At 72.5% G+C, this 26,980-nt stretch carries 28 protein-coding genes, 1 tRNA gene and 1 pseudogene; 11 read left to right on the plus strand and 19 right to left on the minus strand.

The features are described from left to right. The 3 genes from ACIGW2_RS15980 to ACIGW2_RS15990 all read right to left on the minus strand — a co-directional run bounded on the left by ACIGW2_RS15980 (position 1) and on the right by ACIGW2_RS15990 (position 3,081). Positions 1-858, minus strand: coding sequence for a patatin-like phospholipase family protein (locus ACIGW2_RS15980; RefSeq protein ID WP_399844035.1), 858 nt, complete (start codon positions 856-858; stop codon positions 1-3). Positions 859-947: 89 nt separating this feature from the next. Then, the gene (gene tuf / locus ACIGW2_RS15985) at positions 948-2,117 is read right to left on the minus strand and encodes an elongation factor Tu (RefSeq protein WP_399844037.1); all 1,170 of its coding nucleotides are present in this window, start codon (positions 2,115-2,117) and stop codon (positions 948-950) included. A gap of 262 nt (positions 2,118-2,379) precedes the next feature. Then, complete coding sequence (locus ACIGW2_RS15990; RefSeq protein ID WP_391656373.1) at positions 2,380-3,081, minus strand: DNA alkylation repair protein; 702 nt, start codon at positions 3,079-3,081, stop codon at positions 2,380-2,382. 73 nt (positions 3,082-3,154) lie between these two features. Here ACIGW2_RS15990 and ACIGW2_RS15995 point away from each other — a divergent pair, with 73 nt between their 5' ends. Continuing rightward, positions 3,155-3,856, plus strand: a complete 702-nt coding sequence (locus ACIGW2_RS15995) for a TVP38/TMEM64 family protein (protein WP_391656374.1) — start codon at positions 3,155-3,157, stop codon at positions 3,854-3,856. A 33-nt stretch (positions 3,857-3,889) separates the two neighbouring features. Here the strand turns inward: ACIGW2_RS15995 and ACIGW2_RS16000 are convergent, their stop codons facing one another. Further along, positions 3,890-5,059, minus strand: a complete 1,170-nt coding sequence (locus ACIGW2_RS16000) for a thiolase family protein (RefSeq protein ID WP_399844039.1) — start codon at positions 5,057-5,059, stop codon at positions 3,890-3,892. Between the two features lie 113 nt (positions 5,060-5,172). Between ACIGW2_RS16000 and ACIGW2_RS16005 the strand changes: the two genes are divergently transcribed. Both ACIGW2_RS16005 and ACIGW2_RS16010 read left to right on the plus strand, forming a co-directional pair. After that, positions 5,173-5,634: a winged helix-turn-helix transcriptional regulator gene (locus ACIGW2_RS16005; protein WP_391656376.1), complete on the plus strand. Its 462-nt coding sequence runs from the start codon at positions 5,173-5,175 to the stop codon at positions 5,632-5,634. A gap of 166 nt (positions 5,635-5,800) precedes the next feature. Next, a complete protein-coding gene (locus ACIGW2_RS16010; protein WP_391656377.1) occupies positions 5,801-6,676 on the plus strand; it encodes an undecaprenyl-diphosphate phosphatase in 876 nt (291 codons plus the stop codon). A 25-nt stretch (positions 6,677-6,701) separates the two neighbouring features. Here ACIGW2_RS16010 and ACIGW2_RS16015 read toward each other — a convergent pair whose 3' ends face one another. Then, positions 6,702-7,607, minus strand: a complete 906-nt coding sequence (locus tag ACIGW2_RS16015; protein ID WP_391656378.1) for a LysR family transcriptional regulator — start codon at positions 7,605-7,607, stop codon at positions 6,702-6,704. A 260-nt stretch (positions 7,608-7,867) separates the two neighbouring features. Between ACIGW2_RS16015 and ACIGW2_RS16020 the strand changes: the two genes are divergently transcribed. The 5 genes from ACIGW2_RS16020 to lnt all read left to right on the plus strand — a co-directional run bounded on the left by ACIGW2_RS16020 (position 7,868) and on the right by lnt (position 12,691). Then, on the plus strand, positions 7,868-8,818 hold the full coding sequence (locus ACIGW2_RS16020) for an MBL fold metallo-hydrolase (protein WP_399844042.1): 951 nt from the start codon (positions 7,868-7,870) through the stop codon (positions 8,816-8,818). Positions 8,819-8,852: 34 nt separating this feature from the next. Continuing rightward, complete coding sequence (locus ACIGW2_RS16025; protein ID WP_391656380.1) at positions 8,853-9,782, plus strand: helix-turn-helix domain-containing protein; 930 nt, start codon at positions 8,853-8,855, stop codon at positions 9,780-9,782. 129 nt (positions 9,783-9,911) lie between these two features. Next, positions 9,912-10,340, plus strand: a complete 429-nt coding sequence (locus ACIGW2_RS16030; protein ID WP_361588022.1) for a hypothetical protein — start codon at positions 9,912-9,914, stop codon at positions 10,338-10,340. Positions 10,341-10,461: 121 nt separating this feature from the next. Continuing rightward, entirely contained in the window at positions 10,462-10,899 is a 438-nt protein-coding gene (locus ACIGW2_RS16035; protein WP_399844045.1) for a nuclear transport factor 2 family protein, read from the plus strand. 55 nt (positions 10,900-10,954) lie between these two features. Next, positions 10,955-12,691, plus strand: a complete 1,737-nt coding sequence (gene lnt, locus ACIGW2_RS16040) for an apolipoprotein N-acyltransferase (RefSeq protein WP_399844047.1) — start codon at positions 10,955-10,957, stop codon at positions 12,689-12,691. On the opposite strand, the gene ACIGW2_RS16045 is transcribed toward lnt, so the two are convergent. Both ACIGW2_RS16045 and ACIGW2_RS16050 read right to left on the minus strand, forming a co-directional pair. Continuing rightward, positions 12,615-13,520, minus strand: coding sequence for a Gfo/Idh/MocA family protein (locus tag ACIGW2_RS16045; RefSeq protein ID WP_392174644.1), 906 nt, complete (start codon positions 13,518-13,520; stop codon positions 12,615-12,617). The two genes, lnt and ACIGW2_RS16045, sit on opposite strands and share 77 nt — an antisense overlap. Before the next feature lie 45 nt (positions 13,521-13,565). Further along, the gene (locus tag ACIGW2_RS16050) at positions 13,566-13,784 is read right to left on the minus strand and encodes a hypothetical protein (protein ID WP_391656384.1); all 219 of its coding nucleotides are present in this window, start codon (positions 13,782-13,784) and stop codon (positions 13,566-13,568) included. Between the two features lie 30 nt (positions 13,785-13,814). Between ACIGW2_RS16050 and ACIGW2_RS16055 the strand changes: the two genes are divergently transcribed. Then, on the plus strand, positions 13,815-14,345 hold the full coding sequence (locus ACIGW2_RS16055; RefSeq protein ID WP_399844050.1) for a DinB family protein: 531 nt from the start codon (positions 13,815-13,817) through the stop codon (positions 14,343-14,345). Between the two features lie 101 nt (positions 14,346-14,446). Continuing rightward, positions 14,447-14,914 carry a hypothetical protein gene (locus ACIGW2_RS16060; protein WP_399844052.1) on the plus strand — a complete coding sequence of 156 codons (468 nt, stop codon included), beginning with the start codon at positions 14,447-14,449 and terminating at the stop codon, positions 14,912-14,914. A gap of 170 nt (positions 14,915-15,084) precedes the next feature. Here the strand turns inward: ACIGW2_RS16060 and ACIGW2_RS16065 are convergent, their stop codons facing one another. The 10 genes and pseudogenes from ACIGW2_RS16065 to ACIGW2_RS16110 form a co-directional block, all read right to left on the minus strand. Next, positions 15,085-16,662, minus strand: a complete 1,578-nt coding sequence (locus ACIGW2_RS16065) for a DUF4157 domain-containing protein (protein WP_399844054.1) — start codon at positions 16,660-16,662, stop codon at positions 15,085-15,087. A 366-nt stretch (positions 16,663-17,028) separates the two neighbouring features. Then, positions 17,029-17,224 (minus strand): annotated as a pseudogene (locus tag ACIGW2_RS16070) (IS5/IS1182 family transposase); the annotation flags it as partial. Positions 17,225-17,259: 35 nt separating this feature from the next. Further along, entirely contained in the window at positions 17,260-17,748 is a 489-nt protein-coding gene (locus ACIGW2_RS16075) for a hypothetical protein (protein ID WP_399844056.1), read from the minus strand. An 86-nt stretch (positions 17,749-17,834) separates the two neighbouring features. Further along, positions 17,835-18,518: a uracil-DNA glycosylase gene (locus ACIGW2_RS16080; RefSeq protein WP_361588040.1), complete on the minus strand. Its 684-nt coding sequence runs from the start codon at positions 18,516-18,518 to the stop codon at positions 17,835-17,837. 140 nt (positions 18,519-18,658) lie between these two features. After that, positions 18,659-20,239: an ABC transporter substrate-binding protein gene (locus ACIGW2_RS16085; protein WP_391656389.1), complete on the minus strand. Its 1,581-nt coding sequence runs from the start codon at positions 20,237-20,239 to the stop codon at positions 18,659-18,661. Between the two features lie 148 nt (positions 20,240-20,387). Continuing rightward, positions 20,388-21,155, minus strand: a complete 768-nt coding sequence (locus ACIGW2_RS16090) for an SDR family oxidoreductase (RefSeq protein ID WP_391656390.1) — start codon at positions 21,153-21,155, stop codon at positions 20,388-20,390. A gap of 37 nt (positions 21,156-21,192) precedes the next feature. Beyond that, complete coding sequence (fabG, locus tag ACIGW2_RS16095; protein WP_361588046.1) at positions 21,193-21,954, minus strand: 3-oxoacyl-ACP reductase FabG; 762 nt, start codon at positions 21,952-21,954, stop codon at positions 21,193-21,195. 223 nt (positions 21,955-22,177) lie between these two features. Beyond that, positions 22,178-22,561 carry a DUF3037 domain-containing protein gene (locus tag ACIGW2_RS16100; protein WP_399844059.1) on the minus strand — a complete coding sequence of 128 codons (384 nt, stop codon included), beginning with the start codon at positions 22,559-22,561 and terminating at the stop codon, positions 22,178-22,180. Beyond that, complete coding sequence (locus tag ACIGW2_RS16105) at positions 22,558-23,397, minus strand: HipA family kinase (RefSeq protein ID WP_391656392.1); 840 nt, start codon at positions 23,395-23,397, stop codon at positions 22,558-22,560. Before ACIGW2_RS16105 ends, ACIGW2_RS16100 begins: the two co-directional genes overlap by 4 nt. Further along, the gene (locus ACIGW2_RS16110) at positions 23,379-24,155 is read right to left on the minus strand and encodes a tyrosine-type recombinase/integrase (RefSeq protein ID WP_399844061.1); all 777 of its coding nucleotides are present in this window, start codon (positions 24,153-24,155) and stop codon (positions 23,379-23,381) included. The genes ACIGW2_RS16105 and ACIGW2_RS16110 overlap by 19 nt, the downstream gene beginning before the upstream one ends. 177 nt (positions 24,156-24,332) lie before the next feature. Between ACIGW2_RS16110 and ACIGW2_RS16115 the strand changes: the two genes are divergently transcribed. Further along, positions 24,333-24,402 (plus strand) — tRNA-Thr (locus ACIGW2_RS16115). 151 nt (positions 24,403-24,553) lie between these two features. On the opposite strand, the gene ACIGW2_RS16120 is transcribed toward ACIGW2_RS16115, so the two are convergent. Further along, on the minus strand, positions 24,554-25,207 hold the full coding sequence (locus ACIGW2_RS16120) for a fasciclin domain-containing protein (RefSeq protein WP_399844063.1): 654 nt from the start codon (positions 25,205-25,207) through the stop codon (positions 24,554-24,556). A gap of 62 nt (positions 25,208-25,269) precedes the next feature. Further along, entirely contained in the window at positions 25,270-26,868 is a 1,599-nt protein-coding gene (locus ACIGW2_RS16125) for a molybdopterin-dependent oxidoreductase (protein ID WP_399844143.1), read from the minus strand. Positions 26,869-26,980: the final 112 nt, after the last annotated feature.

Raw genomic sequence — 26,980 nt, forward strand, 5'->3', positions numbered from 1 at the left:
TCATTGTGCCCAGAGGGCGGTGACGGCGGCTGCGTGGGCCGCCGCCTGGGCGCGGCCGGCCCGTGCGGCCGGGCCGCGGCGCGTGAGGTCGAAGCGGTCGCGGCCGAAGGCCTGCCGGGAGGCGGCGTCCGGGGTGATGACCTCGACCCGGGCGCCGGCGGCCGCGAGCGCGGCGCCCTGCCGGGCCGGGGAGTGCAGCACGCCGTTGCCGGCGGCGCTCGGGGCGACGACGAGGACCCGCTCGTATCCGGCGGCGAGCTGGGCGTTGGCGGTGGAGTGCAGACCGCCGTCGATCCAGCGGCGGCCGGCGAGTTCGACGACCGGCCAGGCGCCGGGGATGGCGCAGCTGGCGGTGACGGCGTCGACGAGGGGGACGCCGGCGTCCCGGTCGAAGGCGGTGAGGGCGCCGCTGTCGGCGTCCACGGCGGTGAGGAGCAGCCGCCGCGCCGGCCAGTCGGCCCGGTCGCCGAGCCGGGCGGCGACGACCTTGCGGCGTGCCTCGGGGGTGACGGTGCGGGCGGCGGTCGCGAGGCGGCCGAGCTTGCGCCCGTACGCCTCGGGGGTGCGCGAGCCGAGGACGGCGAGGGCGTAGCGGAGGATCTGGCCGGGGCTCAGGCGGGCGGGCAGCTCGTCGGCGGCGTCGGCGAACTGGCTCTCGTACAGCTCGTCGAGGGTGCGTCCGCCGGTGGTCAGCTGGGCGCCGACGACGGCGCCGGCGGAGCTTCCGACGACCAGGTCCGCGGTGCCCGGGTCGACGCCTGCCTCGGCGAGCCCCCGCAGGATTCCGATCTCCCATGCCGCCCCGGTCAGCCCGCCCGCGCCCAGGACGAGTGCCGTTCGCCTCGCTGTCTCGGTCATGGGACGAGTGTGGCCGACAGGGTGGGGCAGGTGTCGGGCGGGGGCCGGAAGGAATCGTTCCGGCCCCCGCCCGTGGTGCTGGGGGCGGGTCAGAGCACCTCGGTCACCGTGCCCGCGCCGACCGTGCGCCCGCCCTCGCGGATCGCGAAGCCGAGGCCGGGCTCCAGCGGGAGCTCGCGGCCCAGTTCGACGGTCATGGTGACCATGTCGCCGGGCCGGGCGGCGGGCAGCGGACCGAGGTCGACGGCGCCGACCACGTCGGCGGTGCGCAGGTGGAACTGCGGCCGGTAGCCGGTGCCGATCGGGGTCGAGCGGCCGCCCTCGCGGGCGGAGAGGACGTGCACCCGGGCCGTGAAGCGGCGGCGTGGCTCCACCGTGCCGGGCTGGGCGACGACATGGCCGCGGCGGACCGCGCCGCGCGGCACCCCGCGCAGCAGCAGCGCGACGTTGTCGCCGGCCTGGGCCGACTCCATGGGGCGCCCGAAGGTCTCCACGCCGGTCACGACGGTGTCCAGGTCCGGGCCGAGGACGGTGACGCGGTCGCCGACCCGGACCGCGCCGCGCTCCACGGCTCCGGTGACGACGGTGCCGCGCCCGGTGATGGTGAGCACGCTCTCCACCGGCAGCAGGAACGGCGCCTCCACATAGCGCTCCGGCACCGGCACATAGGTGTCGACGGCGTCGAGCAGCGCCTCCACGGAGGCCGTCCAGCGCGGGTCGCCGTCGAGGGCGCGCAGCCCGGAGACCCGGACGACCGGCACCGCGTCGCCGCCGTAGCCGTGGGCGGTGAGCAGCTCGCGCACCTCCAGCTCGACCAGGTCGGCCAGTTCGTCGTCGGCGCCGTCCGCCTTGTTGAGCGCGACGACGATGTGGTCGACGCCGACCTGGCGGGCGAGGAGCACGTGCTCGGCGGTCTGCGGCATGATCCCGTCGAGCGCGGACACGACGAGAATCGCCCCGTCGAGCTGCGCGGCTCCGGTGATCATGTTCTTGACGTAGTCGGCGTGGCCGGGCATGTCGACGTGGGCGTAGTGCCGGGTGTCGGTCTCGTACTCGACGTGCGCCGCGTTGATGGTGATGCCGCGCCGTGCCTCCTCGGGGGCCCGGTCGATGCGGTCGAAGGCCACGTAGCGGGTGGTGCCGCGGGCGCTGAGGACCTTGGTGATGGCGGCGGTGAGGGTGGTCTTGCCGTGGTCGACGTGGCCCATGGTGCCGATGTTGAGGTGCGGCTTGGTGCGCGCGTACAGCTGCTTGGACATGACGAAGGCGCTCGATTCCCTGCTCGAAGCGTGTGTGGGGACCCCGGGGCCGGACCGACCCTCCCCCTGTGGGGTCCGCCGGACGGTCCGGGGAGGGTCAGCTTCGGTCGCCGCCGGGCAGCGCGCGGACGGCAGCCTTCGGCGCGTCCGCGACTGCGTACGGCGCTGCGGGGAAGGCGTACCGGGACATGCTCCGATGATGGACGGCCGGGCGGCCGCCGTCGAACGGATTTCGGCGCGGCGGCGGGCCGTTGGCAGCGCCTCAGAGGTTCTTCAGCGCCTCGCGCACCGAGAGCGGGGACAGTCGCGAGCCGTTCTGGGCGACGAAGGCCCGGACCTCGTCCGGGGCGGTCTTGGCGTACTCGCGCAGGGACCAGCCGATCGCCTTGCGGACGAAGAAGTCGGGGTGGCCGGAGCGCAGCAGGCAGTGCGCGAAGAGGCGGTCGGCGTCGGTGGCGGTCTTGAAGCGGAGCTGGTGGAGCAGGGCGGTGCGGGCCACCCAGAGGTCGTCGTCGGCGATCCACTCGTCCATGACGTCGCCGAGCGCCGGGTCGGCGGCGACCAGGCCGCCGACCACGTGCGCGGCGAGGTGGTCGACGGTGTCCCACCAGGAGACGGTGGTGACGAGCGTGCGGGCCACCGGCAGGAAGGCGGAGGAGCAGCGCCGGACGTGGCGGCGCAGGTAGTCGACGGCGAAGTAGTGGTACTCGCGCTCGGGCAGCGCGAAGCAGCGCAGCGCGAGGGCGGTGCAGTCGCCCTCGGCAGGGGCGGGCAGGCCGTCGAGGACGGTGCGGGACAGCGCCCGCCGCTCGGGGGTGCGGATGCCGAGGAAGGGCGCGACGCCCTTCATGTACGCGATCATCTCCTGCGCCCGGAAGGGGTCGCCGGCCCGCGGGTAGACCTCGGTGAGGCGGGCGAGCACCGTGTCGGCGAGGGTGCTCTCGGGGACGGCGGTGGTGGTCACGGGCCCACTCTAGGAGCCCCGGCGGCACCTCACCTGCGGCGATCATCCGCCGGTGTCGGTTACGCTCCCGGCCATGCTCCTGTCGCCGAAGGCCCGGCTGGCGTACCTCGCCGTGATCCTGCTCTCCGCGGGCGTCTCGGTGCTGCTCTTCGAGCCCCAGCGGCTGCTGTCGGCGGGGTGGCCGCCGCAGCTGAGCGGGGCGGGCGCGGTGCTGGTCTTCGGGCTCGCGTACGGGGTGTGCACGGCGGCCCTGGTGCCGCGGCCGATCCTGAACCTGGCGGCCGGGGCGCTGTTCGGCACCCAGGCGGGCTTCGCGGCGGCGCTCGGCGGCACGGTGCTCGGGGCGGGGCTCTCGTTCGCGCTGGGCCGCGTCCTGGGGCAGGAGGCGCTGCGCCCGTACGTCCGGGGGCGGTGGCTGAAGGCGGCGGACGGCCAGCTGAGCCGGCACGGCTTCCGGTCGGTGCTGGCGATCCGTCTCTTCCCGGGGATGCCGTTCGTGGTGGCGAACTACGCGGCGGCCGTGTCGCGGATGCGGTGTCTGCCGTTCCTGCTCGCGACGGCGCTGGGTTCGATCCCGAACACCCTGGCGTACGTGATCGCGGGCAGCGAGGCGACCTCGCCGACCTCCCCCGCCTTCCTGGTCTCGACGGGGTTCATCGTGCTGTCGGCGGTGGTCGCCGCGCTGGTGGGCTGGCGCAAGCGGCACCATCTGCGCCGTCCCGGCCCGGCCGGGACGGCGCCGGCCCCGCGCGAGCCGGAGCGCGTCTCGGCCTGAGCCGCGCGCCCCGGGGCGGCCGGCGTCCCGGTGTTACAGCGCCTCGACGATCATCGCGTTGGCGAGGCCGCCCGCCTCGCACATGGCCTGGAGGCCGTAGCGGCCGCCGCGGGTGCGCAGGGCGTGCACCAGGGTGGTGGTGAGGCGGGTGCCGCTGGCGCCGAGGGGGTGGCCGAGGGCGATGGCGCCGCCGTGCACGTTGACCTTGGCCGGGTCGGCGCCGGTCTCCTGCTGCCAGGCGAGGACGACGCTCGCGAAGGCCTCGTTGATCTCGAAGAGGTCGATGTCCGCGAGGTCGAGGCCGGCCCGCCGGAGCACCTTCTCGGTGGCGGGGATGACCCCGGTGAGCATGAGCAGCGGGTCGGAGCCGGTGACGGCGAAGGAGTGCAGCCGGGCGAGCGGGCGCAGGCCGAGGGCGCGGGCGGTGTCGGCGGCCATGACGAGGACGGCGGAGGCGCCGTCGTTGATGGGGCTGCTGTTGCCGGCGGTGACGGACCAGTCGATCTGCGGGAAGCGTTCGGCGAAGGCCGGGTCCTCGAAGGAGGGCCGGAGCCCGGCGAGGATCTCGGGCGTGGTGGCCGGCCGCACCGACTCGTCGCGGCGCACGTCCCCGTACGGCACGACCTGGGCGTCGAAGAAGCCGTCGGCCCAGGCGCGCGCGGCCCTGGCGTGCGAGCCGGCGGCGAACTCGTCCATGGCGGTCCGGCCCAGCGACCACTTGGCGGCGATGAGTTCGGCGCTGATGCCCTGCGGGACGAGGCCGTCGGGGTAGCGGGCGGCGACGCCGGGGCCGAAGGGGTCGGCGCCGGGCGGCACGTTGGACCACATCGGGACGCGGCTCATGGACTCGACGCCGCAGGCCACGACGATGTCGTAGGCGCCGGAGAGGACGCCCTGGGCGGCGAAGTGCACGGCCTGCTGGGAGGAGCCGCACTGCCGGTCGACGGTGGTGGCGGGCACGGTCTCGGGCAGGCCGGCGCCCAGCCAGGCGTACCGGGTGGTGTTCATGGCCTGCTCGCCGACCTGGTCGACGGTGCCGCCGATGACGTCGTCGACCCGGGCGGGGTCGATCCCGGCCCGGTCGATCAGGGCGCGCAGGGTGTGGGAGAGCAGGGCGACCGGGTGGACGTCGGCGAGCGCTCCGCCGGGCTTGCCCTTCCCGATGGGCGTGCGGACGGCTTCGACGATGACGGCCTCGCGCATGGCACATCTCCTGAGGTGCTGGGTTGGAAAACTGGACGAACACTCGTCGGTAACATAGCCCAGTGAGTTGGACTTTCAAACCCTCTCGTTCCCGGCTGCCTTACGCTGGCCCCATGAAGGCCGCGCCCCGCCCCTGCTCCATCGCCGACACGCTCGCCCTGGTCGGCGAGAAGTACTCCCTGCTCGTGCTGCGCGAGATCTCCCTCGGCGTCCGCCGCTTCGACCGCATCGCCCGCAACACGGGCGCCCCGCGCGACGTCCTCACCGCCCGGCTCAAGCGGCTCGTCGACGCCGGGATCCTGGAGAAGGTGGCCTACAGCGAGCGCCCGAAGCGCTACGAGTACCGGGCCACGCCCGCCGGCGAGGAGCTGGCGCCGGTGCTGCTGACCCTGATGGCCTGGGGCGACCGCCACCTCAACCCGGACGCCCCGCCGGTCCTCCTGGAGCACGACTGCGGCGCGGCCCTCACCCCCCGGGTGGTCTGCGCGCACTGCGGCGGAGCCACGGACCCGGACCGCCTCCGGCACCACACCCGGGCCCCGGGCTGGACCACGACGGGCCCGGTCGAGGACTGAACGCCCGCCCGGGGAGGGGCCCGACGGCCCCGCACGACCCTGACGTTTCCCGGCCGCGGCGGGGCGTCCGCCCGGCCCGGCCCCGTGGCGGACGCGTCATCTTGGGACGGTACGCTGCGCACCGACCTTCTGACCGCACACGTACATTCGGGACGGCCCTGGCTCCATGAGTTGGTTCGAATCGTTCATCCTCGGACTCGTCCAGGGGCTCACGGAGTTCCTCCCCATCTCCTCCAGCGCGCACCTGCGGCTCACCGCGGCCTTCGCCGGCTGGGAGGACCCGGGTGCCGCGTTCACGGCGATCACCCAGATCGGCACCGAGACCGCCGTCCTCATCTACTTCCGCAAGGACATCGCGCGGATCGTCTCGTCCTGGTTCCGCTCGCTCTTCGACAGGTCGATGCGCGCCGACCACGACGCCCAGATGGGCTGGCTGGTCATCGTCGGCTCCATCCCGATCGGCGTCCTCGGCGTCACGCTCAAGGACCAGATCGAGGGCCCCTTCCGCGATCTGCGGCTCACCGCCGCCTCGCTGATCGTCATGGGCATCGTCCTCGGCGTCGCCGACCGGCTCGCCGCCCGCGACGAGATGGGCGGCCGGCACCGGGCCGCGCGCGAGCGCAAGACGCTGGCGGAGCTCGGCGTCCGGGACGGCCTGATCTACGGCGTCTGCCAGGCCATGGCCCTGATCCCGGGCGTCTCCCGGTCGGGCGCGACCATCTCCGGCGGCCTGCTCATGGGCTACACCCGCGAGGCCGCCGCCCGCTACTCCTTCCTCCTCGCCATTCCTGCGGTGCTCGCCTCCGGCGGCCTGGAGCTCAAGGACGCGGCCGAGGGCGGCCACGTCTCCTGGGGCCCGACGGTCTTCGCCACGATCGTGGCGTTCGTGGTGGGCTACGCGGTGATCGCCTGGTTCATGAAGTTCATCACCACGAAGAGCTTCATGCCGTTCGTGATCTACCGGATCGCGCTGGGCATCCTGCTGATCGTGCTGGTCGGCATGGGCGTGCTCAGCCCGCACGCGGGCGAGTCGGCGGGCTGAGCAACCGGGTCACACGGGTCGCGCGCTATCGCGGCACGTGGCCCGTGAGGGCGCGGACTTCGGCGATCAGGCGCGTGACCAGGGCCTGGGGCGCACGATCGGTCCATACGACGGCGAGTTCGAAGCGCTCCGCGTCCTTGACCGGGATCCAGCGCACGCCGCCGGTGGGCGCCAGCATCTCCAGCGGCTGCGGCGCGAACCACACGCCACGGCCGCGGCCGACCTCCAGCAGGCAGTCCTCGACCAGCGGGACGACCGGTCCGAGCGGCGCGCGGGCGCCGTCGGGGCGGGGGTCCACGATCCAGAACCGCTCGACGTCCGGCGAGATGAGGACGTCGGGACGCACGACGGGATCGGTCGCGAGCTCGGCGAGGGTCACGCTCGCGCGGTCGGCCAGGGGATGCCGGGTCGAGACCGCCACGGCCCGGGGATCGCCGCGCACCACCGCGTGGTGCAACGAGCCGTCGCCGACCGGCAGCCACATGAAGGCCGCGTCGGCTCGTCCGCCGGTGAGGAGTTCGAGTTCGTCCCTGGGATGGCGTGCGGCTTTCAGCGTCACGCGCAGGCCCGGGACCGACGCCTCGAGCGCGTCGGCGAGGTCGAAGGCGAACAGCGAGGTGGCGGCGGGGCAGCAGGCCAGCCGCAACGTGCCGGCCTGGGCATCGGCCACGGCGCGCACCCGTTCGGCCAGCCGGTCCACGTCGTCGACGACGGCCGCGCCGCCGGCGGCGAGTTCCTCCCCCGCGGCGGTGAGCAGGACACCTCGGGAGGTCCGCACCAACAGGGCCACGCCCAGGGCGCGTTCCAGATGCCGCACATGAGCCGACACCGCCTGCTGCGTCAGGTGCAGCACCGCTCCGGCGCCGGTGAGGGAACGCTCCCGGGCCACCGCCAGGAATGAACGCAGGTGCCGGAGCTCGATGTCGTTCATGGCGATCACCCTAACGGCCACAACGATGCGCTGGGACAGGCCCAGCGCATCGTTGTTTCCGTTCGCGGTGCTGTCCGTACAGAGTCGTCCTGGCGGTCGGAACGGTCACGCGGACGGCTTCCGCCGCATCAGCCACGCACCCGACGTCACGAAAGCTCCAGATGAGTCAGTCGAATCAGTCGAGTCATGCGCGTCAGTCGCGTCATGTGCGCCAGTCGCGCCAGGGATTACGGCGTGTTCTGGCCACCGGCTTCGCCGCCGTGTGCGCCCTCACGGCGGCCACGGGCTGCTCGGACGTCCCCGGGCCCGACGCGTCGCAGACGCGGACGGTCCCGCCGCCGGGGCGCTTCGCCTCCCGCGATCCGGGCTCCGTCAACACGTACTGGATCCAGGCGCCGCAGGGCCTGGTCGTCATCGACACCCTGCGCACGCCGGGCGACGCCCGCGAGGCGATCGCGGAGATCAGGAAGACCGGCAAGCCCGTCGCAGCCGTTCTCCTGACCCACTCCCATCCCGATCACGTGGGTGGCGCGGGCGCCTTCCACGAGGCCTTTCCCCAGGCCCCGATCCTCGCCTCCAAGGCGACGGACCGGGCCATGCGGGAGGACCGACGGGGCTTCTACCCGCTGGCCCGTTCGGCCAACGCCGCCTTTCCCGCCACCCTCACGTACGCCGACAAGACCTTCGAGGACGGCGCTCCGGTGCGGGTCGGCGGACTGCGTTTCGAGACCGCCACGTTCACGGAGGGCGAGTCCGACACCGCGACCGTCTACTACCGTCCGGAAACCGGGGACCTCTTCGCCGGCGACCTGGCCACCAGCAAGGTCACGCCCGCCCTGATCGAGGGACACAGCTGCGGCTGGCTCCAGGCCCTCGACCGGCTGGGCCGGCGCTTCCCCGAAGCCGGGACGGCCTATCCGGGACATGGTGCGCCGGGCCCGGCCAGGACGCTGATCGAGGACCAGCGCGGATACCTCCAGCGGTTCCGCGGTCTGGTCCGTCCGGCCGTCGCCGTGCACTCGCCCGCCGGGCGGGCGGTGACCCCTGACGAACAGACGACGATCACCGCGGCGATGGACCGCTCCCACCCCGGTCACCCACCGGTCGCGGACCTCCCGACCCTCGCGCAGGAGAACGTCAAGGCCGTCGCGGAGGAACTGGCCTCCGAGGATCCGGGGCAGGTCCCCGCGGCGTGCGGGGAAAAGCGGTGATCCGGACCGTGTTCCGGGGCAGGGGCGTGCGCGCATGCCCCTGCGCACGACGATGAGCGCGGACGCCATCGACCTCCGGACCGGTGAGGGGGTCGTGGAGCTGGGGCCGGTGAAGGTGTGGACGATCCGCGCCGCGTCGGCGCACTCCCCGGAGCGGACCACCACGGCACCTCGGCCCCTCCCTCCCCTCCACCGCCTGACCCTCGTGCCGCACGACATGCCGCCATCGGGCGGTCACGCGGGGCCGGCGTCCTCGCTCGACCCGCGCATTCTTCTCACGATGACGGGTTCGCGGCTTCGCGAAGCCGACCCGTACGGCGCCGACTCCGCCGGGCGGCGGGCGGCGGACCGTGCCGTCGAGGGCGTCGCGGTCGAGTTCCCGCAGGCGCTGCTGTCGCTGCCCGCCCCGCGTGTACGCGGCCTGCTCGGGCGCGGGTTGACGGAGCGGGAGGGCACGGGAGCACTGCTGACGGACTTCCTGCTGGGCCTCGTACGCCAGGCCCCGTCGCTCCGGCCGGCCGACGCACCACGCCTGGGCGCGGTCGTGCTGGACCTGGTGTCGGTCTGGCTGGCCCAGGTGGTGCGTGCCGAGGCCGGCCGGTCCGAGGACGCGTGTCAGTACGCCCTGGCGGAACGGATCCGGGCGTACATCGAGGAGCACCTGCACGACCCTGAGCTGACACCCGGCACGATCGCCGACGCCCACCACATCTCGCTCAGCCATCTGCACCGCGTCTTCACCGAGCAGTCCGGCGGAGAGACGGTCGCCGCCTGGATCCGCCGCCGACGGCTGGAGAACGCCCGACGCGACCTGGCGGACCCCCTGCTGCGGACCACTCCGATCCAGTCCGTCGCGACCCGCTGGGGCATGCCCCGCCCGTCCTGTTTCGCCCGCGCGTTCCGGGCCGCTTATGGCGAATCACCCAGGGAACACCGGCATCGCTCCCTGACCGGAGAGTCGTAGCCGCGGAAAACTCTGCGCATTCCATCGCCGACGACTTTTCTTTCCATCGCGGACCACGCCGAATCCTTGTTCCGTTGACGGCCCGTGAATAATCTGCGTTCACCCAATGGACCAACAGAGGGGGAATCCATGCGCATTCCGCGTTTTGCGAAGAGGCTCTTCACGGCGACGGTAGCGGCCGGCGGAATGCTGGTCTTCGCCACGTCTCCGGCGCAGGCCAGCACGAGTGTCACCGTCCACGTCCTGCAGTGCCCGCTCGACTACTGCTCCACCGCCGGGTACGGGTGGTTCAATGCCGATCCGATAGGGAGCAACCCCGGTGACGCGCTGAAAGCCTGTGACCTGGCCTCGGACGGCTATTACATCAAGGCGTGGCTGACCAATCGGGACACCGGCAGACTCATTCGGACCGCCAGCACCGCGGGTCACACCGCGAACTACTGCACGGGTTGGCAGACCGGTGACCTTCCGGAGCAGACGCGCGTGTGGCTCGAAGTCTGCAAGATGTCGGGCACCACGAGGGTCCTGTGCGAATACGGTGCCCCGGGCTGGGCCTGACCGTATTCCCGCCCCCGCGCGGCGCCCGTACCGGCCCGCACAGCCCCGGCTGTGCGGGCCCTTTCGGTGCTTCCGCCGCACGACCCTTGGCCTCGCGCGGGCGCTGCCCGACACTGAGGCGATGACGCAGCGCGTGGACCTCGCCGGCGTGATGGACCGGCTCGCCCTCGACGACCTGGTCACCGGCTACGCCGTGGCCGTGGACGACGCCGACTGGACCGCCTACCGCGGCCTGTTCACCCCCGACGGGCGCGCCGACTACCGGGGCTCGGGCGGGATCGAGGGGCCGGCCGCGGAGGTGGCCGAGTGGCTGGCCGGGGCGATGCGGCTCTTTCCCGTACGGCAGCACCTCATCGTCAACCGCCGGTTCCATGTGGCCGATCAGGGGGGCTTTCCGGGTGACACGGCCAGCGTGCGCGCCGACTACGTGAACCCGATGCGCTTCGAGACGGGCGAGGATTTCGTGTGCGGCGGACGGTACGTCTTCACCGCGCGCCGCACCGACGCCGGCTGGCGGCTGTGCGGCGTGGTGGTCGAGGAGAGGTGGCGCCGCATGTGAGGCCCGCCGGGAGCGGGGCGCGCACACTGGAGGCGGCGACACCTGGAGGCAGGGCATGCGGATCCCGTTCGCCCACCGGCCGGCGACGGCCGGGACGGCGCCCGCGACGGGCGCGGACACCGGGGGCACTCCCGGCGCCGACGCCGGTACGGGCCGAGGTTCCGGACCCGCCGCCGGTACGGGGTCGGGGCGCGGATCCGACGCCGGTACGGGCCCGGGCCGCGGTCGGCTCCGGGGGCTCGGGCGGTCCGGGGTCGCCTTTCTCCTCGGGGCGCCGCCCGCGCTGGCCTTTCCCGAGCCCGGCCTGTGGTGGTGGGCGTACCTCGCGGTCGTGCCCTGGCTGCTGCTGATCCGCACGGCGCCCGACCAGCGCCGGGCCGGGCTGGACGGCTGGTGCGGCGGGATCGGGTTCATGGTGGCCGTGCACCACTGGCTGCTGCCCAGCCTGCACGTCTTCCTGCTGGTGATCGCCGCGCTGCTCGGGCTCCTGTGGCTGCCCTGGGGGCGCCTGGTGCGGGCGATGCTGGGCGGGACGCCGTCCCCGCGCCGGGCGGCGGCCGCGCTGCTCGTCGTCCCGTCGGGCTGGCTGCTCGTCGAGCTGGTGCGCTCCTGGCAGGGCCTCGGCGGGCCCTGGGGGCTGCTGGGGGCGAGCCAGTGGCAGGTGCCGGCCGCGCTGCGGCTCGCCTCGGTCGGCGGGGTGTGGCTGGTGACCCTGCTCGTGGTCGCCGTCAACACGGCCGTCGCCCTCTTCCTCGCCGTGCCCCCGCTGCGCCGCACCGCCGTGGCGGGGCTGCTGTGCTGCGCGCTCCTGGTGGGGCTCGGCTGGTGGGCCGGCGCGCCCTCGCGGGGCTCCGGCACGGTGCGGATCGCGGTGGTGCAGCCGGGCCCGATCGGCCCGCCGGGCCTGCGCTTCGACCGGGGCGAGGAGCTGACCGCCTCGCTGACCGGGCAGCGGCTCGACCTGGTGGTGTGGGGCGAGAGCAGCGTCGGCATGGACCTGGCGGCCCGGCCCGACGTCACCGCGCGCGTGGCCGCGCTCAGCCGGGCCGTGGACGCGCCGCTCCTGGTGAACGTGGACGCCCGCCGCTCCGACCGGCCCGGGATCTTCAAGAGCGCGATCCTGGTCGGCAGGGACGGGGCGACGGGCGCGCGGTACGACAAGATGCGGCTGGTGCCCTTCGGCGAGTACATCCCGGCCCGGCCGGTGCTCGGCTGGGCCACGGCGGTGGGCAAGGCGGCCGGCGAGGACCGGCGGCGCGGTGCGGCGCCGGTGGTGATGACCCTGCCCGAGGCGCCCGGGCCGGGGCCTGCGGGGCTGCGGATCGGGCCGCTGATCTGCTTCGAGACCGCGTTCCCCGACATGAGCCGGCAGCTCGCGCGGGACGGCGCGGACGTGCTGGTCGCCCAGTCCTCGACCTCGACCTTCCAGGAGTCCTGGGCGCCGGCCCAGCACGCCTCGCTCGGTGCGCTGCGGGCGGCGGAGACGGGCCGCCCGGTGCTGCACGCGACGCTGACCGGGATCAGTGCCGCGTACGGCCCCGACGGGCGCCCGGTCGGCCCGCGGCTCGGCACCGGCCGCAGCACGACCGCCGTCTACGCGCTGCCGCTCGGCGGGGGCCCGACGCTCTACGACCGGCTGGGCGACTGGGCGGTGTACGGGGCCTTCGCCGTGATGGTGCTCGTCTGCCTCGCCGGGCCGGGGCGCCGGTGGGGGCTCAGGACGCCTGGGCGAGCACCTGGCGGACCACGTGCTCGCACAGCTCGTGGGTCCGCAGGGCGTCCCGGGCGCTGAGCCGGCGGCCCGCGCGGACCGCGTCGAGGAAGGCGAGCACGGCCTGCTCGATGCCGCGCTGGCGGGCCACCGGCACCCAGTCGCCGCGCCGGCGCACGGTGGGCTGGCCCTTGTGGTCGACGACCTCGGCGAGGTTGAGGACCTGGCGCTTGGTGTCCTGTCCGGAGACCTCCAGGATCTCCTCGGTGGAGCCGTTCAGGCGGTTCATCATGCCGATGGCGGTGAAGCCGTCGCCGGAGAGCTGGAGCACCACGTGGTGCAGCAGCCCGTCCCGGAGCCGGGCGCGCACGTCGGTGTGCTCGACCTCGCCGGGCAGCAGGAAGCGCAGGGTGTCGACGACGTGGATGAAGTCGTCGAGGACGAAGGTGCGCGGGTCCTCGGGCAGTCCGACGCGGTTCTTCTGCATGAGGATCAGTTCGCGCGGGTGCTCCAGGCACTGGGCGTAGCCGGGGGCGAGGCGCCGGTTGAAGCCGACGGCGAGGCCGACGCCGCGCTTCTCGGCGAGCTCCACCAGGCGCTCGGAGTCGGCGTAGTCGTAGGCGAGCGGCTTGTCCACGTAGGTGGGCACGCCCGCCTCCAGGAGCCGGGTGACGATCTCGGCGTGGGCGGTGGTGGCGGCGTGCACGAAGGCGGCGTCGAGGCCGGCGGCGAGCAGGGAGCCGAGGTCGGCGTGCCGGCGGGCGGCGGGCAGGTGGTAGGTGTCGCCGAGTTCGTCGAGGGTGGTGCGGCTGCGGGTCTGGAGGTGCAGCTCGACCCCGGGGAGGGCGGCCAGGACGGGCAGGTAGGCCTTGCGCGCGATGTCGCCGAGGCCGATGCAGCCAACCTTCACGAGGAGTTCTCCTGTTCGCCTTGTCGCCGGTCCTCCGGGCCGCGGTCAGCTTACGCGGGGGGACGGGCCGTCGACGGCCGGGTCTGCGGCGGGCGGCCGCCAGTCGGCGATGCCGTCGAAGCCGCGCAGGATGAGGCCGGGGCCGAAGCGCGAGACGGCGGTCGCGGCGGCGTCCCGCAGGGCGACGGCGGGGCGGGCGGAACCGCGCACCGGCTTCCAGGAGTTGCTGCGGGGGATGCTGGGCGGGGCGTAAACCACTGGCACGCGGGCCCGGCGGGCCGCGACGATGCCCCCATGACGAGCGATCACACCGCCGCGCCCGAACGCCTCTACCCGGACACCACGACCGGCGAGCGCCAGGCCCTGGAGCAGTGGCTGGACTTCCATCGCGCCACCCTCGCCACGAAGTGCGCCGGCCTCGACGACGCACAGCTCCGCACCCTCTCCGTACCGCCCTCCGAGCTCAGCCTGCTGGGCCTGGTCCGGCACATGGCCGACGCCGAGCGCGGCTGGTTCCGCAGGATCCTCGGCGGCGAGCAGGCCCCCTGGCTCTACGCCGACGAGGAGGACTTCGACCGGAGCATCCACGTCACCGGGGCCGACACCTACGAGGAGGCCCACGCCGCCTGGCAGGCGGAGATCGCCCACGCCCGGAAGCTGGCCGGGGGGATGGCCCTCGACGACCTCGCCGCGAGCCCGCACTACCGCACCGGCGACCCGATCAACCTGCGCTGGATCTACCTCCACATGATCGAGGAGTACGCCCGCCACAACGGCCACGCCGACCTGATCCGCGAGCGCGTCGACGGCGCCACCGGCGCCTGACCGCCCGGCGCCGGGTCAGCCCGCGCTCGGTGATCACTCATGCGGGGCATTCCCCGCGAGTAGGGGCGCGCGAGGGCCGCTCCGACCAGCACAGTTGCCCGGTGCATGGAACCCGAACCCCACTGTCGCTGCTCGCCGGCGTGGCCATGGCCGCCGCCCTGACGGGCTGTGTCGCCGTCGAGCCGCCGCCCGCGGCCCCCGCCCCCGCCGCCTCCGGCGGTGCGGCCTCCCCCGCCGCTCAGGACGTGGCCCCGCAGATCGTGCCGGGTCCGGCCCGCGAGGCCCTGGAGGCGGCGCTGCCCGATCCGCCGGAGCCGCGGGCGGCCGTGGAGCGGCGGCGCACCGACGCCCCCTCCGCCCCGGCCGCGCCGCGCCGCACGGAGCGCCCGCGCCCCTCCGCCGTACCGCAGCAGAAGCACCCGCGGCCGCGGACCCCCGAGGTCCACGTCCCCGGGGTCCCGGAGGTGCCGCGCGACCGGGCCGGGGTGTGCGCCCTCGGCCAGGCCTACGGCGGCTGGAGCCCGGACAGCCCGCAGGCGCGGCTCTGCAAGGGCACGCACGGACACTGACCACCCGGACCCGGCCCTGCGGACAGTTCCAGAACCCGGCCCGCGGTCGCGCCGCCCGGCCTGCTCGTCCCGCGCGACCCGCAAGCGCCTGCGCAAGCGCGGGAAACCGGGCCGTGGTCCGATCGCGTCGGCCGGGTGCGGCCCTTGCCGCTCACGACGATCAGGCGATCCTAGAAATTACCGAAAGTGTCCCTGAAATGTTCCGGCATTTCCTTGCTGTGATTCCGCGCGCTTTCACCGAGGGTTTTCCCTACGTTGTCGTACGTCTGCTCCAGGCTCTTATCGACTTTCTGCATGACGCGATCGTAGATCACCGGGTGGGCACCTCTGATCTCTTCCAACGCCTGGGCAGCCTTGACGCCCTCGTTGACGACGCTTGTAGCCCCAACCGCCGCAGAACCAACTCTGACCGCCGTTCCGAGCACAGGGTTGACAAGTGTTGCCAGCATCCCGAACGCCCCCGACGTCACGATGCCGCCGGCAATCACACCCCCCGCATTCTGCTTGACCCTGTCCAACCCTTCATTGGCTTGCTTGTTGAACTTTTCGCCCCCCTCCTGACTGCCGTACGACGCAGCCTCGGCTATGAGCTTCTGCAGATCGTCCTGTCCGTTGATCAGGGCGTAGAGGGCGAACTTTCCGCCGTCCGGGAGGTTTTCGGCCAGCTTCTTCAGATCTCCCTGCGTCGGAACCTTCATGTTGCCTTGTAGCGCGTCGGCTCGGTCTTTGAACGCTTTCTTCACTCCCGACTCAAATCCGTCACCGAATGAGAGACCCTCAGTCTTCTCCTCGATTCTGTCTCCCACCGCGCCCAGTATCCTGTCCACCGCCCCCAGCCGACTCGCCCCCTGCGACGAAGATTCACCCGAATTCAAGTAGCGCCTGTTGGAAGCCTTGTCGAATCTATCGCAGATGGCTGCGGCGAGGGCCTCTGCGCCTGCTTTGTCGTCGCTATAGGTGAGCACCGTCGCGTTCTCCACCATGTCCTGCATGATGGCGTTCGCTTCGTACCCTATTTCCGCTCCTCGGGAGAGGGTGAGTGTCCCCTCAGAAGCGGCGACGCGTCCGACTATCGAAATACCATGGGTCTCAAGGAATGCTTGGACGGCTGTGACGCTTGCCAGGACCCGAGAGCTCTGAGCATCCTTCGGATTGCTGAGTGCTATCTTCCGCTGGATCGCCGGGGTCTCGTCGATGGTGACGTAGGAACGTGTCTCCGGCGGGGTGGACGAGGTGTCCCGCTGAACTGGTGCCGGCTCGCTCATGACTCGGTGTGCGGTGGCTTCGGCTTCTTGTTCGTAGCGGTCTGACGGGTCACTTACGCGTAGCCCGTTGCCCTGGTCCCTTCCTGCGACGGGGCCCTGGCGTTGCTGAATGACGTGGGTGAGTTCGTGGGCGAGGGTGTGTTTGTCTCCCCCGCCGTCGCCGAGGACGATGTTGTTGCCGCTTGTGTAGGCGCGAGCACCGATTTCGGCCGCAGAGGCGCGGGCGGCGCTGTCGTCGTGGATGCGGACGTCGGAGAAGTCGGCGCCGAGGCGGGCTTCCATTTCGTCACGGAGCGGGGCGTCCATGGGGCGGCCGCTGCCTGCGAGGACGTCGTGGACGGCAGACCGCTGCACGGCGGCGGGTGCCTGTTCGACGGCGGCCTGCTGGTGTCCGCAGCCGGCGCCGTGGACGTGCCGTTCGGCAGCTTCGTTCTTGCCTTCGACAGAGGGTTGGGCGTAGGGGTGCCCGGAAAGTTGGAGCATGCGGAGGACGGCGGCGTTGCCCGCAGTGCGCTGCAGGGCGAGGAGTCCCGCCGGGCTCGTGTGGGCCGGTCTGGCAGGCGTCGGGAACTGGGGGCTCGGGCTGCTTGTCTGCTCGTGGCGGTGTCCGTGCTGTGTCAACGGCGTGCCTCTCAGGGAGATGGGACGTGTTCCACGAAACCTGTTCGCAGCGTGTCCCCGGCAGGACCGGAAGGGCAGCACTTGGGGCAGCGACTCCGGCCTCGGCCGGCCGTCTCCTTCGGATCGCCTCGCCCTTCGACCGTGAGGCGTACGAGCAGCGGAACACGGTCGAGCGGTGCCTCAACGAGCTCAATCAGTGGTGCGGTCCGGCATCGTGGAGCGCGTAGGTACGTGGAACGCGGCCTGGTAGGCGACGGCGAGCTCGTCCGTTCGCATGGCCAGGACGCGCCACTGCTTCAGCCGGGCGATGCACCGCTGGACGCTGCTGCGTCCCTTGTACGCCTCGGGGTCGAACGTCGGCGGACTCCCGCTGTTCGAGCCGCGCCGCCGACGGACCTGGGTCCACCGGCTGTGGGATCACGGTCCGCGGCCGCCCGCTCTGCTCGATCCGGCCCCCCATCACATCGCGAGGTCGTCCGGGAAGTCCCGGAGCCGGAGGGCGAGGCGCTCGATCGCGGCCCGCACCCCGTTGCCGTAGCCGTCGTCGTCGAGCGCCTCGGCGGCGGCGCGGGCCCGGGCGAGGTGGACGCGGGCCGCGTCGGGGCGGGCCAGCTTCACGTAGTCGGCGGCGAGGTTGAGGTGGAGCGAGGGGGCGAGGGCGCGCAGGGCGACCGAGGAGTCGTGGCGGGCGAGCCGGTCCTCGTCGAGGCTCTCGGCGGCGATCAGGGCGCGCAGGTCCCAGGCCAGCTCGACGTCCGGGTCGTCCTGGGCGTCCGCCATGTAGTGCGCGAGGGTGCACCGGTGCAGCGGGTCCCCGTCGGGGCCGAGCTGGTCCCAGATGGCGCCGAGGCGGTTGCGGGCCTCCTCCCGGTCGCCGCCGTGGAGCAGCATGATCGCCTGCCCGATCCTGGTCATGACGGCGTCGTCCGACACCTGCTGCCCGGTCATCACGGCCTCCCCGTGTTCGGTCCCGCTCCGAGCCTGCCGGATCCGGCGCCCCGGGTGTGCCTTCGGCGCGCCGGATCCGGTGGGGCTCAGCCGAGGTTCGGGATGCGCCAGTCGATCGGCTCGTGGCCCTGGGCGGCGACGGCGGCGTTGATCTGGGTGAAGGGCTGCGAACCGAAGAACTTCTTCGCCGACAGCGGCGAGGGGTGGGCGCCCTTGACCACCGCGTGCCGCTCCTCGTCGATGAGCGGCAGCTTCTTCTGGGCGTAGTTGCCCCACAGGACGAAGACGGCCGGGTCGGGGCGGCCGGCGACGGCGCGGATGACGGCGTCGGTGAACTTCTCCCAGCCCTTGCCCTTGTGCGAGTTGGCCTCGCCGGCGCGGACCGTGAGCACCGCGTTGAGCAGCAGGACGCCCTGCTCGGCCCACGGCATCAGATAGCCGTTGTCCGGGATCGGGTGGCCGAGTTCGGCCTGCATCTCCTTGTAGATGTTGCGCAGCGAGGGCGGGGTCTTGACGCCCGGGCGGACCGAGAAGCACAGGCCGTGGCCCTGGCCCTCGCCGTGGTAGGGGTCCTGGCCGAGGATGAGGACCTTGACCTTGTCGAAGGGGGTGGCGTCGAGAGCGGCGAAGACCTGCTCGCGCGGCGGGTAGACCGGCCCCCGGGCCCGCTCCTCCTCGACGAACTCGGTCAGCTCCTTGAAGTAGGGCTGGGCCAGCTCTTCGCCGAGGACGCCGCGCCAGGACTCGGGCAGCAGGTCGGTGTCGGTCACGTCGGGAACCTCCGGTGGGGCGTTCGTCTGATCAGAACCAGAACCTACCGGGCCCCACTGACAACGCCGTCCGCCGCCCGGGATTTCCGGGCGGCGGACGGCGTGCGAGGTCGGCGGAGCGCGGTGCGCGGCTACGTGGCCTACCAGCTGGTGCGGCGGCTCAGCTCCCACATCTGCATGACGGTCTGCGGGTCGAGGGCCCGCTCGCCGCCGCCGATGTCCTCGCTCGCGGCGATGTAGAGCTTGCCCTGCCACAGCGGCAGCAGCCGCACGTCCTGCACCATGATCTCCTGCGCCTCGGTGAACTCGTCCGTGACGGCCGCGCGGTCGCTCTCGCGCCGGGACTTGGGGATGAGCTCGCCGGTGATCCGCGGGCTGAGGTACGGCGTGCCGAGGACGTTCTCCTTGCCGACGAACGGGGCGATGAAGTTGTCCGCGTCGGGGAAGTCCGGGAACCAGCCGCGGCCGAACACCGGGTACTGGCCCTTCTGGTAGGCGGCCTGGAACTCCTTCCAGGGCTTGCCGTGCAGGGTGATCTCGAACAGCCCGGAGGCCTCCAGCTGGCGCTTGAGCTCGGCGAACTCGGGCGCGGTGGCGGAGCCGTAGCGGTCGGTGGTGTACCAGAAGTCCAGCTTCACCGGCTCCGTGATGCCGGCCTCGCGCAGGATGCGCTTGGCCTTGGCCGCGTCGGGCGCGCCGAAGCGGTCGTAGAACTTGGTGGTGTGGCCGGCGATGCCCTTGGGGACCATCGAGTACAGCGGCTCGGCGGTGCCCTGGTAGACCTTGTTGACCAGCTCGTCGCGGTTGACCAGCTGGGCGATGGCCCGGCGGACGGCCGGCTGGGCGACCGAGGGGTCCTTGGCGTTGAAGACCAGGTAGCGGATGTCGGCGCCGGTGGACTCGACGAGCTGGAGGTGCTGGTTCTCCGGCTTGTCGGACTGCAGGTCGACGACCTCCTCGGCGGTGAGACCGCGGTAGGTGGCGTCGATCTCCTTCGCCTTGAGGGCGGCGACCATCGGTTCGGACTCCTTGAAGTACCGGATGGTCACGCCGCCGTTCTTGCGGTCGGCGAAGCCCTTGTAGCTGGCGTTGCGGCTGAGCTCGGCCTTGTCGCCCTCGGTGTAGGAGTCGAGGACGTACGGCCCGGAGCCGATCAGCTTGCCGTCCTCGCGGAGCTTGTCCGCCGGGTACTCGGCCGGGTCGACGAGCGACATGGCCGGGGTGGCGAGGATGAAGGGGAAGGTGGCGTCCGGCTTGTTGAGCCGGAAGACCACGGTCTGCGGGTCGGTGACGTCGATCCGGTCGAGCGAGCCGAGCATGCCGTTGGGGCCGCCCTCGACGTCGATGGTGCGGATCCGCTCGATCGAGTACTTCACCGCCTCGGCGTCGAGCTTGTGCCCGTTGGAGAAGGTGAGCCCGTCGTGGACGCGGCACTCGTAGACCCGGCTCGACGAGCCCTGCTTGAAGGCGCAGTCGGCGGCGTCGGGCTGCGGGGTCGTGCTCCCGGTCGGAAATGCCACCAGTGTCTGGAAGACATTCCGGAAGAGCTCCCATGAATTGTCCCAGGCGGCCGCCGGATCGAGGGTGCTGGGAGAACTCGTCGTCCCCACGACGATTCTCTGGTCCGCTACGGATTCACTGTCCGAAAACACACTGCATCCGGACAGGAGGGATATGGACGCAAGGGCTGCAGCGGCCTGCAGACTGGTCCGGTTGAACACGTGCACGCTCCTCGTTCAGCCTGGGGTCGGCCGACCATACCGCAGCGCCCCGCCAGGTCAATGGTCCGCCCTGGCGGGGCACTCGAGGCATTCGATGGATAACCGGGGCCAATCCGGTCAAGAATTCAGCGAGGTGTCCGGATACCGGTCACTCGACACCGGCGTTCAGGAAAAGACCGCCGTCGACGACCAGCGTCTGCCCGGTGATCCAGTCCGACTGGGGCGAGGTCAGGAAGGCCGCGGCGCCGCCGATGTCCTCCGGCTGTCCGAGCCGGCCGAGCGCGTACCGGGCGGCGGCCTCGGCCTCCCGGCCCTCGTACAGGGCGGCGGCGAACTTCGTCTTCACGACGGCCGGGGCGATCGCGTTGACGCGCACCAGCGGGGCGAATTCGTGCGCCAGCTGGAGGGTCAGGTTGATCATCGCGGCCTTGCTCATTCCGTACGCGCCGATGAACGGCGAGGCGGAGACGCCGGCGATCGAGGCGATGTTCACGATCGCCCCGCCGTGCTCCTTCTGCCAGGCGCGGTACGTCTGCTGGGCGAAGCCGAGGGCCGAGACCACGTTCGTCTCGAAGACCTTGCGGGCCACGTTCAGGTCGAGTTCGGCGATGGGGCCGAAGACCGGGTTCGTGCCGGCGTTGTTGACCAGGTAGTCGACCCGGCCGAAGGCCTCCATGGTGGCCTCGACCGCGGCGGCCTGGTGGGCCTCGTCGTGGGCCTTGCCCGGGACGGCGATGACGCGGTCCGCGCCGAGCCGTTCCACGGCCTCCTTGAGGGCCTCCTCGCCCCGGCCGGTGATGCACACCCGGTCGCCGCGGGCGACCAGCGCCTCGGCGACCCCGTAGCCGATGCCCCGGCTCGCGCCGGTGACCAGGGCGACCCTGCCCGAGAGCTCGGGCAGCTCCTTGCTGCTCATGGGAATGTTCCTCTCGCCTGTTCCGCCGCGGCCCGGGTCAGTTGAGCGGGCCGCCGGCCACGTACATGACCTGGCCGGAGACGAAGCCGGCGTCGTCGCCCGTGAAGAAGGCGATCGCGTTGGCGACGTCCTCGGGGCGGCCGACCCGCTGCACGGGGATCATGGAGGCGGCGGCGGCCTGGAACTCCTCGAAGCCCATGCCGACGCGCTCCGCGGTCTGCGCGGTCATGTCGGTGACGATGAAGCCGGGGGCGACGGCGTTGGCGGTGATGCCGAACTTGCCGAGCTCCTTGGCGAGGGTCTTCGTCAGGCCCTGCAGACCGGCCTTGACGGCGGAGTAGTTGGCCTGGCCGCGGTTGCCCAGGGCCGAGGAGGAGGAGAGCGAGACGATCCGGCCGAAGCCCGCGTCCACCATGTGCTTCTGACAGGCCTTGGTCATCAGGAACGCGCCCTTCAGGTGCACGTTCATGACGAGGTCCCAGTCCGACTCGGACATCTTGAACAGCAGGTTGTCGCGCAGCACGCCGGCGTTGTTGACGAGGATGGTGGGCGCGCCGAGCTCGGCGGCGATCCGCGCGACGGCCGCCTCCACCTGGGCGGCGTCGGAGACGTCGCAGCCGACGGCGAGCGCGGTGCCGCCCGCGGCCGTGATCTTCTCGACGGTGTCCTTGCAGGCCGCCTCGTCGAGGTCGAGTACGGCGACGGCGCGGCCCTCGGCCGCCAGCCGGATCGCGGTGGCGGCGCCGATGCCCCGCGCCGCACCGGTGACGACGGCTACCCGCTGCTCGGTGGTGGACATGCTTGTTCTCCTCGCCCTTGGCTCGTCCCTGGATGCGGTGCCCACCCGGCGGCCCGCCCGCACCCGGAGACCCTCGCGCCGGGAGGTGAGCGACCGCTTAGTATTGCCCGCAGACGAGACGCTAGAAGCCCTGGCACCCGGTGTCAACGCCCCACCGGGTGCACCGGATCACGCGGCGCGCGGCTTGACCGGCGCGCCCCCGGCGGGCGCCCCCCCGGGCGGGTCAGCGGACGAGCAGGTCGAGCAGCCGCTCCACCTCGGCCTCGGGGTCGGCGGTCAGTCCCGTGTGCACGGGGCCGGGCTGGACCACGGTGGAGCGCGGCGCGATCAGCCAGCGGAAGCGCCGGCCCGCGTCGTCCCGGGAGGCCTGCCCGGCGGCCTCGCCCCCGGTGCAGACGCCCTCGACGGCGTGCAGCGCGGCCCGTACGCCGGTCGCGTCGGCGCCGGGGTCGAGCGCGGCCAGCTTGGCCTCGTCCAGATGGGTGCGGGCGGCCACGAACGACCGGGCGCGGCAGTAGACGACCACGCCCGCGTTGAAGCACTCGCCGCGCTCGACGCGCGGCACCACGCGCAGCAGCGCGTACTCGAAGACGTCGCGGTCGGTCACGGGGTGCTGTCCTTCTCGGTGGTGCGCGGGGCGAGGCGTTCGGCGAGCCAGCCCGGGGGCTGCTGGGGGCGGCGCTCGGTGCGCGGCCCGAGCGTGATCCGCTCGTGGATGGTGGCGGCGCGCGGCAGCAGCGCCGCCACGTACGCGGCGCGCAGGGCGTCGGTGCCGTCGAAGCCGGGCTCGTCGACCAGCCACTCGTCGGGCACGTCGGCGGCGACCTCCTCCAGGAGCTCGCGGGTGACCAGCGGGGCGAGCTCGGCGGCAGCGGCGGCGATGTCCGGCGAGAAGGAGGCCAGGGCGTGGTCGGAGGCGTCGTACGGCTTCGCGGCCGAGGCCTCGGCGCCGGGCCAGTTGTGGTGCCAGATCATGGTGGCGCCGTGGTCGATGAGCCACAGGTCGCCGTGCCAGACCAGCATGTTGGGGTTGCGCCACGAGCGGTCGACGTTGTTGATGACGGCGTCGAACCAGACGACCTTCCCGGCCTCCTTCGGGTCGACCTCGTACGCGAGCGGGTCGAAGCCGAGCGAGCCGGGCAGGAAGTCCATCCCGAGGTTCAGCCCGCCGCTCGCCTTGAGCAGCTCCTGCACCTCCTGGTCGGGCTCCGACAGCCCGATCACCGGATCGAGCTGGATGCCGACGAGCTCGGGCACCCGCAGCCCGAGCCGCCGGGCCAGCTGCCCGCAGATGACCTCGGCGACCAGGGTCTTGCGCCCCTGCCCGGCACCGGTGAACTTCATGACGTACGTGCCGAGATCGTCGGCCTCGACGATCCCGGGGAGCGATCCGCCCTCACGCAGGGGCGTGACATAGCGGGTCGCTACGACCTCTTGCAACACTTTCCCAGGCCACCCATCTCTTCAACCTTGCAATCCACGGAAGGCTTCTCCGGAGCGTAGAGGCCGGGAACACGGGTCGATAGCGCTGGGGAGAATCTGGGGAGTTTCGGCTGGCAAGCTGATCTCCCGCGCTCCCCAAGCAGACCGTCGATGGTGCCGCGTCCCTTGCTGCCGGCCTCCGGCATGAAGTGAGCATAGTAACCGAGAGTGATCGCAGGCGAGGAGTGTCCGAGCCACCGAGCCAGGGTCACGACGGACTCTCCGGCTTCCCACATGATCGAGGCGTAGGTGTGCCGAAGCACATGGAAGCCGCCCTTCGGAGCCGCCGCCCACTGCCAGGCTGTCGCCCCCTCGGCGCGCGGCGGGATGCCCCCCCCGCCTTGGCCAAGGCAACGCGTGGTGAGCAGCAGGGAGAACTTCTTCCTCTCCCCCTGCGGCCCCACGGCAGCTCCACTTCTACCGGCGGGAATGCTTCGATGTGACGCTTGAGTTCTTCGGCAGGGCGAAGTACAGCCTTCCGTGAATCGCCCGTACTCGGCTCCGAACGTGAGGCGGGCCGCGTTCGTAGTCGACCTGATCCACACCGGCGGTTCCGCGCTCATCCGCGCCCACGTCTGGGCCTGGCGGGGAATCCCTTCCGCGCTCGTGATCCGAACGGAGTGGGCCTTCAGCCCGGCCCTGTGCGCCCTGTCGGCGGTCTTCCGCGCCGACCCACTGGGGCGGGGGGCGGTGGCCGGGATCCTCGCCTGGTGTGCCATGGTCCCGCTGGTGCGGTGGTCCGCACGACGATGCGCTGGTGATGCCGGCCATTTCGGCGGCCATGTCGAGGCGCTGTCCGTCGTGCCAGCTGTCGGCCGCCGAGCGGGCGCCCTGGACGACCTCGCGGAGGACGGCCGCGACGCGGTGCGGCCGGCCCGTGGGATCGCGAGCGGGACGGGGCTCGTAGCGCAGTTGTCGCGCCTTCACCGCGTGCGGGAGGAGCCGGTTCGAATCCGGCCGGCCCCGCCCGTCCGACCGGGGCCCGGCTCGGCCCCGTAGCGCAAACCGGCGGCCGGGGCGGCACTGCGTCACCGCCGGGTCCTCACAGGTGCGACGCCTGGGCTCCCCCGCGAAGGCCGGGGAGCCCAGGCGTCTGTCAGGTGCCCGCCGTCGGCGGTTACTTGGGCATCAGGACGGTGTCGATGATGTAGACGTTCGCGTTGGCGGTCTTCACGTTGCCGCAGACCACCTTCGCGGTGTCGTTGACGGTGTACGACTCGCCGGAGCCCTTCGTGGTGATCGTGCCCTTCTGGAGGGTCTCGAAGGAGCCGTTCTCCAGCTGCGCCGGCGTGAGCCGCTGGCCGACGACGTGGTACGTGAGGATCTTGGTGAGCGTGGCCTTGTCGGCGAGCACCTTGTCCAGGTCGGCCTTCGGGATCTTGGCGAAGGCCTCGTTGGTCGGCGCGAAGACCGTGATGTTCTCCGCGTTGTTGAGGGTGTCGACGAGCCCGGCCTGCTTGACCGCGGAGACCAGCGTGGACAGGGCCGGGTTGTTCGAAGCGGCGGTGGCCACCGGGTCCTTGGCCATGCCCTCGAAGGAGCCCGCCCCTTCCTTCGGCCCGCCGGCACAGGCCGGACCGAAGGGCTCGTCCATGGCGGTCGCGCCCTCCTGCGGGGTCGCGGCGGTGCTCGGGTCGGCGGCGGCCGAGGTGGCTGCCGCGTCCTTGGTTCCGGAGCCGCTGTCGGAGTCCGAGCAGGCCGCGAGCGAGAAGGGGAGGACGACGGCGGCGGTCACGGCGAGTGCGACGCGGCGAATACGGAGGGAGTTCATCTGAGTTGCTCCTTGGGAGTGTCGGTGCTGACCGGCCGGCGCCGGCGGCGCCGGCCGGTGGTCTAGGTGACGGTGACGAACACGCTGTGCCAGCCGCTCGCGCCGTCGGGGACGGTCCGGGTACGCCGTTCCGTCTGGACCTGTCCGGTGCCGTCGGTGGCACGGACGGTGAGCGTGTGGCCGCCGGGGGCGGCCTGCCAGCGGTAGGACCACTGGCGCCAGGTGTCGACGGTGTCCTGGGCGGCGAGTTCGGCGTCGTTCCAGGGGCCGTCGTCGATGCGGATCTGGACGCGGCTGATGCCACGGTGCTGGGCCCAGGCGACGCCCGCGACGGTGACGGGGCCGGCGCCCGCGGAGGGGCGGGCGAAGGGCTTGGGGGTGTCGATGCGGGACTGGGTCTTGATCGGTGCCCTGCGGGCCCACTTGCGTTTCACCCAGTACGGGTCGTACGCGTCGAAGGTGGTGAGTTCGATGTCCTCGATCCACTTGCAGGCCGAGACGTAGCCGTACAGGCCGGGCACGAGCATGCGTACGGGGAAGCCGTGCTCGAACGGCAGCGGTTCGCCGTTCATGCCGACCGCGAGCATGGCGTCCCGGCCGTCCATCACGTCCTCGACCGGGGAGCCGAGCGTCATGCCGTCCACCGAGCGCGCCACCAGCTGGTCGGCACGCCCGCCCCGCGACGGCGGGCGCACCCCGCAGTCGGCCAGCAGTGCGCCGAGCGGGACGCCGAGCCAGCGGGCGTTGCCCACGTAGGGGCCGCCGACCTCGTTCGACACGCACGTCAGCGTGATGTCCCGTTCGATGAGGGGACGGGCGAGAAGGTCGGCGAGGGTGTAGGTACGCGGGCGGGCGACTCCCTCACCGTGGATCCGCAGCCGCCAGGTCTCGGCGTCGACCTTGGGTACGACGAGGGCGGTGTCGACGCGGTAGAAGTCGCGGTTCGGCGTCACGAACGGGCTGATGCCGGGAGCCTTCGCGCGTACGGCGGGCGGTACCGGAGGGGCGGGTGAGGCGGGGGCGGGCAGGACGAGGCGGGTGCGGGAGGCGACCGCGCTCTGCCCCCGCCGTCCGCCGAGGTACCGGCCGAGGGCACCGGCGCCCGCCGCCGCCCCGGCGGTGACGGCCGTGGCCGTGAGGAATCCGCGTCGGTCCCAGCCGGCTCCGTCCCCTTCCGGCGGGACGGCCGGAACGGGGGCCGCCGCCCGGCGCGCCTTGCCCGTCAGCAGGTAGAGCGCCGTGGCTCCTGCCAGGGCGCCGGCCACGGACGGCAGTACGTCGAGGGGGCCTGCGTCCGGACGGCTCAGCGCCGCAACCGTCCCGACCAGGCCGAACAGCAGGATCCCGGCCGTACTCGCGCGCCGGTGACGCAGGGCCACGGCTCCCGCGACCAGCGCGAGCACGGCCAGGACGGCGAGGATGCCGATCTGGAGGGCGGTCTTGTCGTTCTCGCCGAAGGTCCGGATCGCGAAGTCCTTCACGGCGGCCGGAGTCCTGTCGATCACCGCCCCGCCCACCACCGTGACCGGCCCGGCGGCCGGACGGAGGAGGCCGGCCACCAGCTCGGCCACGGCCAGGGCGCACAGGCCCGCGACCAGACCGGCCAGGGGTCCCGGCCACGCCCTGCTGACGGTGTTGCGGAAGTTGCTCACGACGGGAATTCGGCGACCACCGCTCGGCGGATGGGTCCGTCACCCGAAAGAGTGTCAGCCGCCGTGTCCCTGACGGCGATCGTGGCAGGCTCGCCGAGCGGGAGACCGGTCGGTCCGTGCG

Source organism: Streptomyces sp. NPDC053541 (assembly GCF_044544705.1).
Classification (GTDB): domain Bacteria; phylum Actinomycetota; class Actinomycetes; order Streptomycetales; family Streptomycetaceae; genus Streptomyces.

Excerpts from the sequence above, each read along its gene's own strand:
- ACIGW2_RS16120 (WP_399844063.1), bottom strand. The coding sequence starts at position 25,207 with ATGAACTCCCTCCGTATTCGCCGCGTCGCACTCGCCGTGACCGCCGCC.
- ACIGW2_RS16055 (WP_399844050.1), top strand. The coding sequence starts at position 13,815 with ATGACGAGCGATCACACCGCCGCGCCCGAACGCCTCTACCCGGACACC.
- fabG (WP_361588046.1), bottom strand. The coding sequence starts at position 21,954 with ATGTCCACCACCGAGCAGCGGGTAGCCGTCGTCACCGGTGCGGCGCGG.
- ACIGW2_RS16030 (WP_361588022.1), top strand. The coding sequence starts at position 9,912 with ATGCGCATTCCGCGTTTTGCGAAGAGGCTCTTCACGGCGACGGTAGCG.
- tuf (WP_399844037.1), bottom strand. The coding sequence starts at position 2,117 with ATGTCCAAGCAGCTGTACGCGCGCACCAAGCCGCACCTCAACATCGGC.
- lnt (WP_399844047.1), top strand. The coding sequence starts at position 10,955 with ATGCGGATCCCGTTCGCCCACCGGCCGGCGACGGCCGGGACGGCGCCC.
- ACIGW2_RS16075 (WP_399844056.1), bottom strand. The coding sequence starts at position 17,748 with ATGACCGGGCAGCAGGTGTCGGACGACGCCGTCATGACCAGGATCGGG.
- ACIGW2_RS15980 (WP_399844035.1), bottom strand. The coding sequence starts at position 858 with ATGACCGAGACAGCGAGGCGAACGGCACTCGTCCTGGGCGCGGGCGGG.
- ACIGW2_RS16015 (WP_391656378.1), bottom strand. The coding sequence starts at position 7,607 with ATGAACGACATCGAGCTCCGGCACCTGCGTTCATTCCTGGCGGTGGCC.
- ACIGW2_RS16035 (WP_399844045.1), top strand. The coding sequence starts at position 10,462 with ATGACGCAGCGCGTGGACCTCGCCGGCGTGATGGACCGGCTCGCCCTC.
- ACIGW2_RS16005 (WP_391656376.1), top strand. The coding sequence starts at position 5,173 with ATGAAGGCCGCGCCCCGCCCCTGCTCCATCGCCGACACGCTCGCCCTG.
- ACIGW2_RS16000 (WP_399844039.1), bottom strand. The coding sequence starts at position 5,059 with ATGCGCGAGGCCGTCATCGTCGAAGCCGTCCGCACGCCCATCGGGAAG.
- ACIGW2_RS15995 (WP_391656374.1), top strand. The coding sequence starts at position 3,155 with ATGCTCCTGTCGCCGAAGGCCCGGCTGGCGTACCTCGCCGTGATCCTG.
- ACIGW2_RS16010 (WP_391656377.1), top strand. The coding sequence starts at position 5,801 with ATGAGTTGGTTCGAATCGTTCATCCTCGGACTCGTCCAGGGGCTCACG.
- ACIGW2_RS16110 (WP_399844061.1), bottom strand. The coding sequence starts at position 24,155 with ATGGCACACCAGGCGAGGATCCCGGCCACCGCCCCCCGCCCCAGTGGG.
- ACIGW2_RS16025 (WP_391656380.1), top strand. The coding sequence starts at position 8,853 with ATGCCCCTGCGCACGACGATGAGCGCGGACGCCATCGACCTCCGGACC.
- ACIGW2_RS16065 (WP_399844054.1), bottom strand. The coding sequence starts at position 16,662 with ATGCTCCAACTTTCCGGGCACCCCTACGCCCAACCCTCTGTCGAAGGC.
- ACIGW2_RS16090 (WP_391656390.1), bottom strand. The coding sequence starts at position 21,155 with ATGAGCAGCAAGGAGCTGCCCGAGCTCTCGGGCAGGGTCGCCCTGGTC.